The organism is Christensenella sp. (assembly GCF_034927525.1).
Lineage (GTDB): Bacteria > Bacillota > Clostridia > Christensenellales > Christensenellaceae > Christensenella.
The window spans coordinates 1-8,269 of sequence record NZ_JAYFPU010000283.1 but is presented as its reverse complement, the minus strand read 5'-3'; the positions used below and the strand labels follow the sequence as shown (position 1 = coordinate 8,269).

At 51.2% G+C, this 8,269-nt stretch carries 10 protein-coding genes; 3 read left to right on the top strand and 7 right to left on the bottom strand.

Annotation, left to right across the window (positions count from 1 at the left end; translation table 11 throughout):
* The 5 genes from VB081_RS11510 to purR all read right to left on the bottom strand — a co-directional run.
* On the bottom strand, positions 1–1,330 hold a 1,330-nt coding region (locus VB081_RS11510; RefSeq protein ID WP_323400957.1), incomplete at its 3' end, for a hypothetical protein.
* A 50-nt stretch (positions 1,331–1,380) separates the two neighbouring features.
* The gene (gene pth / locus VB081_RS11505; protein WP_323400956.1) at positions 1,381–1,935 is read right to left on the bottom strand and encodes an aminoacyl-tRNA hydrolase; all 555 of its coding nucleotides are present in this window, start codon (positions 1,933–1,935) and stop codon (positions 1,381–1,383) included.
* Between the two features lie 2 nt (positions 1,936–1,937).
* On the bottom strand, positions 1,938–3,308 hold the full coding sequence (glmU, locus tag VB081_RS11500) for a bifunctional UDP-N-acetylglucosamine diphosphorylase/glucosamine-1-phosphate N-acetyltransferase GlmU (protein ID WP_323400955.1): 1,371 nt from the start codon (positions 3,306–3,308) through the stop codon (positions 1,938–1,940).
* A 100-nt stretch (positions 3,309–3,408) separates the two neighbouring features.
* Positions 3,409–3,702: a septation regulator SpoVG gene (spoVG, locus tag VB081_RS11495; RefSeq protein ID WP_323400954.1), complete on the bottom strand. Its 294-nt coding sequence runs from the start codon at positions 3,700–3,702 to the stop codon at positions 3,409–3,411.
* Between the two features lie 183 nt (positions 3,703–3,885).
* Positions 3,886–4,680, bottom strand: coding sequence for a pur operon repressor (gene purR / locus VB081_RS11490; RefSeq protein WP_323400953.1), 795 nt, complete (start codon positions 4,678–4,680; stop codon positions 3,886–3,888).
* A gap of 106 nt (positions 4,681–4,786) precedes the next feature.
* Between purR and murC the strand changes: the two genes are divergently transcribed.
* The 3 genes from murC to VB081_RS11475 are packed head-to-tail and all read left to right on the top strand — an operon-like array spanning position 4,787 to position 6,961.
* On the top strand, positions 4,787–6,169 hold the full coding sequence (gene murC / locus VB081_RS11485) for a UDP-N-acetylmuramate--L-alanine ligase (protein ID WP_323400952.1): 1,383 nt from the start codon (positions 4,787–4,789) through the stop codon (positions 6,167–6,169).
* A gap of 58 nt (positions 6,170–6,227) precedes the next feature.
* Entirely contained in the window at positions 6,228–6,656 is a 429-nt protein-coding gene (locus VB081_RS11480; RefSeq protein ID WP_323400951.1) for a PaaI family thioesterase, read from the top strand.
* 2 nt (positions 6,657–6,658) lie between these two features.
* Positions 6,659–6,961 carry a DUF6506 family protein gene (locus VB081_RS11475; RefSeq protein WP_323400950.1) on the top strand — a complete coding sequence of 101 codons (303 nt, stop codon included), beginning with the start codon at positions 6,659–6,661 and terminating at the stop codon, positions 6,959–6,961.
* Here VB081_RS11475 and VB081_RS11470 read toward each other — a convergent pair whose 3' ends face one another.
* Together VB081_RS11470 and VB081_RS11465 are read right to left on the bottom strand one after the other, a co-directional pair.
* Complete coding sequence (locus VB081_RS11470; RefSeq protein ID WP_323400949.1) at positions 6,962–7,417, bottom strand: hypothetical protein; 456 nt, start codon at positions 7,415–7,417, stop codon at positions 6,962–6,964.
* Positions 7,418–7,552: 135 nt separating this feature from the next.
* Positions 7,553–8,269 (bottom strand): GGDEF domain-containing protein (locus tag VB081_RS11465; protein WP_323400948.1); only part of this gene is annotated, 717 nt, incomplete at its 5' end.

Here is an 8,269-nt window from a genome sequence, read left to right as displayed (position 1 = left end):
CATTTAAACCCAAAACGATGGTACGCGCCGACGGGATTTCAAACCCATACGGTATATATTCCTCACTGACAAAAACGCCCTTTTCCTGCGGCTTTGCCAGAACAGGCGCAATCATATCAAATTCCTTCAGTGCCTCGCTTAACGACTTAGCCTTGCCTCCCGCATATAGACCAACAGCATACCCGTGCTTCACGCGATCCTTGATCGCCTCCGCGAGCATATCGATCCTGCCGTTATATCCGGGCGCAGCACGCAACTGCATGTCTGCTTCGCACACTGTTTTTAAGCGTGCGTTTTTGCCGCCCGCCATATCAAGGATACGTCCTTCCTGTTTCTTGAGGACAGGCGTTAGGGTGCCGATGCTCTCGCACTGTACAAGGAAAGCCTCCCCTTCCTTCACAAGCCGCGCACACGCGTCGTCGAATTCCGCTTTGACGCGCCCCGCTTCCGTGTACACATATTCAAAATCGTCGAACAACAAAAGCGCATCCGGAAAATAATCCGTGATATACGCCGGAGAAAACATCACCGGCAAAAAGGTATCGGCATTGTCAAGGGTTCCATATTCTTCCACCGCCACACTAAGGCGCTCTGCCAGCTCGCTGTTATCCTGCTTTTTGAGGTATTCATACAGCTTCTCTTTGGCGTCTTCACCAAGCACGACTTCACGCGCAGGCGGCAGCAGGTATTCCCCGAGCGGACTTCCCTGCGATTTTTGCGTCTCACTGTCAAAAAAGCGTATGCTCTCGATCTCGTCGTCAAAGAAGGTCACACGTACCGGCCGTTTGCTGTCCGACGGAAAGATATCAAGGATCTCTCCCCTGCGTGCAAATTCTCCCTTGGAATAGACGGTGCCCGCGTGCTCATATCCGTTTTTCGTAAGCGTTTCCATCAGGCCGTCCATATCGTAATTGTCCCCTGCTTTCAAAAGGAAGCACGAGGCTGCGAAACATTCCGGCGGCATCATACGGCTCAAAAATGCACGTGCCGAAAGGAACACCACTCCCTTGATATGTGCGGTGTTTTTGAGGATTCCGACGCGTACGAGTTCTGCTTCCCTGCCCTTCGCCTCCACGCTGCGCAGCGAAAAATCGTCGTCCGGGAACAAGATACCGCCTGTCGCCGACGCTAAGTCGCGCGCACTCTGTTCCGTCGCAGTGATGCACAGCACCTGCTTATGCACGCTCCTGCGAACCGCTTCTGCAAAGTACGGCTTTGCGTTCTGTGTAACGCCGAAAACCGAGCAAGGCAGTTGCCCCCCTCGGATACACTTCAAAACTTCTTCAAATGCCCCGCTTTTTTCGATCAACGGGCTGATCGTGTCGTTCAAATTATGTCTCCTCTAAAAGTGTTCGCATTGCTTCTTATAAGTGTAACTTGCTATTTATTAAACTCCGCCTGCGCCGCGCAAACACCATCCGTGATCACACGTTCGCACGCATCCGCCGCACGCTCAAAAAGCGCCTGCGCATCGTCGCGTTTTTCCTTCTCGAATTTTCCCAGCACATGCCCGACAAGATTTTGCTGCGGCTTGCCGATGCCAATTCGTATGCGCGCAAAATCGCCCGACTTTGTATAACTCAAGATCGAGCGCATACCATTGTGCGTACCCGCGCTGCCCTTATCACGTATCCGCAGCGTTCCGAACGGGATATCAATGTCGTCGTATAATACGATCAGGTTTTCAAGCCCCACATTATAATAATCGAGCATACCGTCCACTGCGTACCCGCTGTTGTTCATGTATGTCGTGGGCTTAGCCAGCATCACTTTTTCGCCCTCGATCATACCCTGCCCCGCCATCGCATCAAACTTCGTCTTTTTGAGCTTGATGCCATGCCGCTTTGCAAGCACGTCGATGGCGAGCCATCCCGCGTTGTGCCGCGTATTCTTATATTTCAATCCCGGATTCCCCAGGCCAAACACAAAAAACATACTTACCGCTTCCTCTTATCCGTCCAGCCCGTCTTGACCGTCTGTCTGCTCCGCGCAATGGCAAAGGCCTTGTCCGGAATATCTTCTGTGATCGTCGATCCCGCGGCGATATACGTTTCCTTGCCCACATTCACCGGCGAAACAAGGTTTGTGTTACAGCCGATAAACGCGTCGTCGCCCACCGTCGTACGGAACTTCTTCTTACCGTCATAATTGACGACCACCACGCCGCAGCCCACGTTGATGCGCTCGCCGAAATCCGCGTCGCCGATGTACGTCAGGTGCGAAACCTTCGTACCGTCGCCGATATTCGAATTTTTCACTTCCACAAAATCACCGATACGGCATTTGTCTCCGATATCAGAGCCCGGACGCACATACGCATACGGCCCCACCGTCGTATTCTCACCGATCTTTGCATCCAAAATCACGGAATTCTGCACTGTCGTTCCACTGCCGATCTCGCTGTTTGCGATACGCGAACCCGGATACAGCAGCACGTCCTCGCCGATCACGCAGCCCCGCTCAAGCGTCACGTTCGGATAAATGACACTGTCCCGTCCAATCTGCACATCCGCATCGATATACACCGTCTTCGGATCGACCATGCTCACGCCGTTTTTCAGGTGTTCGTCCGCGATACGTCCGCGCAATATCTCTGCGCACAACGCTAGCTGCGCCCGGTCATTGACGCCCATGCATTCACGTGCGTCACGTGCGATGTACGCGCCTACCTTTTCGCCCTTAGCATTCAAAATCCCCACGATGTCCGTCAGGTAGTATTCCCCCTGCGTATTCGCGGGCTTTAGCTCATTTAGGCACTCGAGCAAAAGCGGCGTACATACACAGTAGCACGAAGCATTGACCTCATGCACAGCGCGCTGCTCGTCCGTCGCATCCTTTTCCTCTACGATGGCAACCACGTCGCCCATTTCGTTGCGCAAAATACGCCCATACCCATACGGATCATCAAGCTCCGCTGTGAGCATCGTACAGGCATAGTTTCCCTCCTCTGCCGCCTTCACCATCGCCGCGACCGTCTGCTGCCTAAGAAGAGGCATATCTCCCGCAATGATAAGCGTATAACCGTCGAACCCATCAAGCAGGTGCGCCGCACACATCACAGCATGCCCGCTGCCCTTGCGCTCCGCCTGTTCTGCAAAAAGCAGCGCATCGCCAAACTTTTCTTTCAGCTGGTCTCCGCCGTGCCCGCATACCACGATGCACTTCTGTGTGTCTGCGCCCGCAGACGCATGCAGTACCCATTCAAGCATCGAACGCCCCGCAATTTCATGAAGCACCTTGGGCGTTTTCGACTTCATCCGCGTGCCTTCGCCCGCCGCGAGGATCACTGCCGCACATTTATTTTTCATATTGGAATTCTCCTTCAAACGATTTTACATCAACTTTTCATCTATCCTGATTATACGCAAAAAAAGAACCCTGCACAAGGGTTCCTTCTTTTCGCTGTGATCAATATTCGCTCTGGGTACCAAATGTATCCTCCTGGTCTTCAGGCATATTCTCATATTCCTTCAATATAACCTGCTGGATCATTTCGCGCGTATCGGAGTTTATGGGATGTGCGATATCCTTATACTCCCCGCTCGGCGTTTTCCTGCTTGGCATTGCGATAAAGAGCCCACTTGCGCCTTCTATGATTTTCATGTCATGGATCACAAACATGTCATCAAAGGTGACAGAAACGATTGCCTTCATCTTACCCGTGCCGTCGATCTTTCTAATACGAATGTCTGTAATGTTCATATTCAATCCTCCACCTTGTCTTGTCTATGACTGATACTACCTTCATGCTTATACCACAGCAAAGTATATTGCACAAAAAAACATTCTAAACATAATATTCAATTTTTTGTTATTCTATCACAAAATTTTCCAAAAAGCAATATTTTCGTTCCCTGTAAGCGTTTGCGGCGTTTTGCTTTGGCTTTAAAGGGTAGAAAATTCGATCTTTGTTTCACTCAGCTCTTCCAGCACAAAAATCGACCTGTATTCGCCGATCCGCTTTTTCTGCGGATACTTGTTGACGATGGCTGCTCCTGTGCCCACTACTGAAATATGGAACTCGCCAAGCATATCGCTGATTGCTTTGATCGTCCCGCCCCCGCCGATAAAGTCGTCAATGACGAGCGCCCTGCCCCCTTCGCGAATCAGCCGCTTGGAGAGCGACATCGTCTGTAACCGCCGCGACGATCCGGAAAGATAATTGATGGAAACGACAGAGCCGTCCGTCAGCTTGCTTTCGCGCCGTGCAATGGCAAGCGGCAGATTTAAGATGCGCGCCACGCTCATAGCGAGCGGTACGCCCTTCGTCTCCACAGTCACGATGAAGTCCGCTTTTTTATCCATAAACCATTCCGCGATGATCTGCGCCATGCCGTCCACATAATATGGCGTGCAAAAGAGGTCTACCAGATACATATACCCGCCGGGCAAAATACGTGACGTGTCAGACATCTTCTCGATCAGCTCCTGCTTTAGCTGCGTACACGTATGCTCGGGCATCTTCGGCACATAGCGGATGCCGCCGTGCGCGCCCGCCACCGATTCCAAATGTCCGATCCCCGCCTCAAGAAAAGCCTGCCTGATTATGGCGGCATCCTCAGAAACACTGGATTTCGCCGCCCCGAACAGCTCCTGAAAATAATTCAATGAATACAATTTATTGGGATTTTTCGCAAGCAATGCACACATCATTGCGATCCTCTGCTTTTTGTTCGCCATGGTTTGTTTCCCCCCACCCATAGGTTTTGGTTGCAGAAATGTTGTATATTCAGTATAATAGATACGCCGTATATTGTATATGGCGAAATTTTATCGGGAGAACAGAATGGATATAGATTTTTCGACCTTGAAGGATAAACCCGTCCACTTCATCGGGATCGGCGGCTGCTCTATGAGCGGTCTTGCACAGATCATACACGCAAACGGCCTTGCCGTTACGGGCTCAGATATGAAAGAGTCTGCGTTCACGCATCAGCTCAAAAAGCGCAATATACCTGTCACCATTGGACACGACGAGAAAAACGTACATGGCGCTGGTCTTGTGGTCTATTCCGCAGCCATCAAGCCGTTCAATCCGGAATACGCGTACGCAGCGAGCCACAACATCCCCATGCTCGAGCGCTCCAAGCTCCTAGGGATCATTTCCTCGCGTTATAAGCGTGTCGCGTGCATCGCCGGCTGCCACGGCAAGACGACGATCACCTCCATGCTCGCGCTCATCATGCAAAATACCGAGCAGGATGCTACCGTACATGTAGGCGGCATGGTCGATTTCCTCGACGGCGGTGTGCATATCGGCACAAACGATGCGTTCATCACCGAAGCGTGCGAATACGTGCGCAGCTTCTTAACGCTGCATCCCACGCACATCCTTGTCAACAACATCGACGACGACCATCTCGACTGCTACCGCGACATTGACGATATTTTTGATACGTTTGTCGAATTCATCAGTAAACTCGACAGCAGCGGCATCTTGCTGTTAAACCAATCCGACGAGCTTGCCTACCGCCTAAAGGAGCATTCTCCCTGCCGGATCGTGACCTATAACAACGGGCCGGACAGCGACTGGTACCTGAATAATGTTTCCTTCAACGAGCTTGGCTGTGGCAGCGGCGACGTTACCTACCACGGTGAAAACTTAGGCCGGCTGGAACTTACCGTTCCCGGCCTGCACAACCTGCGCAACGCCCTCGCGGCAAGCGCTTTTGCCTACGAGGTGTTCGGCGTAGATGTCGCCACCTCCATCCGTTCGCTTAAAAATTATAAGCTTGCGGGCAGGCGGTTCGAATTCATGGGCGAGCGTAACGGCGTGAAGGTATTCCACGATTACGCGCACCACCCAAGCGAGATCGCTGCGTGCCTACAGGCCGCCAAACTGGTTCCGCACAACAAGCTCTGGGTGGTGTTCCAGTGCAACTCATACACCCGTGCGCGGACTTTAAAAGATAAGTATGCGCTGTGCTTTAGCGATGCAGACGAGGTCATCATGCCGGACATCTATCCGGGACGCGATACAGATACGCAGGGTATGCACGCACGCGACGTAGTCGCGGCGGTCAACGCCAATTCCGCGATCTGCCTCTACATCCCAACCTTTGAGGAAATCAAGGATTACCTCCACAAAAACTGGCAGCCGGGAGACATCGTCATCACGCTCGGTTCGGGCGATGTCAACAAGCAGCAACTGATATTCTTTGAAGACTAAAGACCGGGCGGGATAAAATATCCCGCCTTTTTTCATTACGCAAACAGGAAGGACAACCATGAATCACCAGAAATTCATCGACTATTTCAATGGACACGACCAATTCAGTATCGAAAGCGGCGTACGCCTCACGAAGCTCGGCCAAGGATTCGCCGAAGCGGAAATGGATTTTTCACCCAAACGCACCAATTTTATGGGAACGATGCACGGCGGCGCGCTTTTCACGCTTGCCGATGTCGTCGCAGGTACAGCTCTCCTTTCGCACGGCAGCCTGTGCGTCACCCTCAGCACCTCCATCAATTATATTCGCCCTGCCTCTAGTGGTAAGCTGCGTGCGGTCGCCCATGAAACACATTGCGGCGCAAAGATCGGCGTATGCGATGTGACGATCTTCAACGAAGGCAACCATGTGGTGTGTACATGCACCTACACCATGTACATGACGGGCAAGCCGTTGCCCGCAGAACTCAATACAGAGGAAATATAAGCATGAAAAAGAAATATGCGTTTGTTTTGCTGGGTAGCGAGTACAACCCGCAAAGCCACCACGCGACGTTCGAAACAGAAAAACAGATCACCTATATTCGCACGGTACGCGATTTTGACGAAGCAGCAGCTACCGTGCTTTCTCTTCAAGAAGAAGGCGTAGGCGCGGTCGAGCTGTGCGGTGCGTTCGGCGAGCAAAAAGCCCGCGAACTGATCGGGGCGACAGACGGCAAAGTCGCCATCGGCTTTGTCACGCATTTACAGGAACAGGATTCCCTGTTCGACGCGTTCTTTTCGTCTTTTTGATCACTTCTTGATCCGCACAAGACTGATGACCCGCACATCCACCTCTCCTGTGGACTGCAATACGTTGAAGGTTCCATACGCGGTCATCTGGTTGTCCTTCTCTTCAAAGGTAAGGTACACATAATTGGGAATGCCGATGCTGCCATCTGTCAACGGCACATTATTGATGCCCGTTTTTACCGCCTCCATCGCCGCGATCGATCCCACAGCCGGGGTCGCTTCGTGCTCGAATGTCACACGGTACAGCCCGTTTTCTCCTTTTTCGAGTGTCCATATCCAGTCAAACGTCAGTACGTCAGGCAACCCGCTCTCGTTTTCCGGGTTTTGTGCGATATATGTTTCCTTGCCTACATATGTACCGGAAACATCTAATCCTTCCTGTGGCGCACTCCCGCAGCCCGCAAAAAAGAACAACGCACACACAAAGAGCACCGCTGCAACACATTTTCTTTTCATGCCTTCTCTTCTTTCGAATATTTTCATTAATTATGTAACCATCAGTTAATTATGTAATTATAGCACATTTCATCTTCTGTGAAAATAAAAAAGAGCATTGCATCGTGCAATACCCTCAAAAATCTGAAGCGATCCTTATGTGCGGTTCGCCTTCTCTTTATACATCTCCGCGTCCGCCCGCGCGATCAGGTCGTCAACTGCGTCGCCTTCCATAAGAGACGAATACCCAATGCTCAAACTGACCAGGACATCTTTTACATGTTTTTGATTAAACTTCCATATATTGTTTTCAATCAATTGCTTCAGTTCCTGTGCGTGCTGTGCTTCACAGACGATGGCAAATTCATCCCCGCCGTAGCGCGATAAAAATGAATTTGTACGTGCGCACGATTTCTTAAGTACGTCCGAAACGCTTGCCAGCAGTTTATCTCCGCGCAGATGTCCATATGTGTCGTTGACTTCCTTGAACTTATCGATGTCGATCATAATCAGTGAATATTGTTGTCCGTCGTCGTTATTCACGATGCGTGCCAAATACTTGTCGAATTGATAGCGATTGTTCAGTGTCGTCAATGCGTCCGTCGTGATTTGCCGGTTCTGTATTGTGACAAAGATCATCAGGCACGAGAGCGTCGCACATATCCAGATGAGCGATACGCCATAGACCTCGCTCTGTATGCCCACCCCCACAACAGGCAAAATCAAAAAAGATACCAATGTAATACACTTTTTTCGTTCACTGCGCGTTTCCGCTTTTTTCGCCTGAACAAGCGCCACCACCGCCGATCCAATCAAGTAAGCCAAGGACAGCGCGATGACCACAGCCATTCCCGCATTGCGGGTATACACATT

Bases quoted from the DNA above. Each gene is read 5' to 3' on its own strand.
- pth (WP_323400956.1), bottom strand. From the start codon at position 1,935: ATGTTTTTTGTGTTTGGCCTGGGGAATCCGGGATTGAAATATAAGAAT.
- glmU (WP_323400955.1), bottom strand. From the start codon at position 3,308: ATGAAAAATAAATGTGCGGCAGTGATCCTCGCGGCGGGCGAAGGCACG.
- spoVG (WP_323400954.1), bottom strand. From the start codon at position 3,702: ATGAACATTACAGACATTCGTATTAGAAAGATCGACGGCACGGGTAAG.
- purR (WP_323400953.1), bottom strand. From the start codon at position 4,680: ATGGCGAACAAAAAGCAGAGGATCGCAATGATGTGTGCATTGCTTGCG.
- murC (WP_323400952.1), top strand. From the start codon at position 4,787: ATGGATATAGATTTTTCGACCTTGAAGGATAAACCCGTCCACTTCATC.
- VB081_RS11480 (WP_323400951.1), top strand. From the start codon at position 6,228: ATGAATCACCAGAAATTCATCGACTATTTCAATGGACACGACCAATTC.
- VB081_RS11475 (WP_323400950.1), top strand. From the start codon at position 6,659: ATGAAAAAGAAATATGCGTTTGTTTTGCTGGGTAGCGAGTACAACCCG.
- VB081_RS11470 (WP_323400949.1), bottom strand. From the start codon at position 7,417: ATGAAAAGAAAATGTGTTGCAGCGGTGCTCTTTGTGTGTGCGTTGTTC.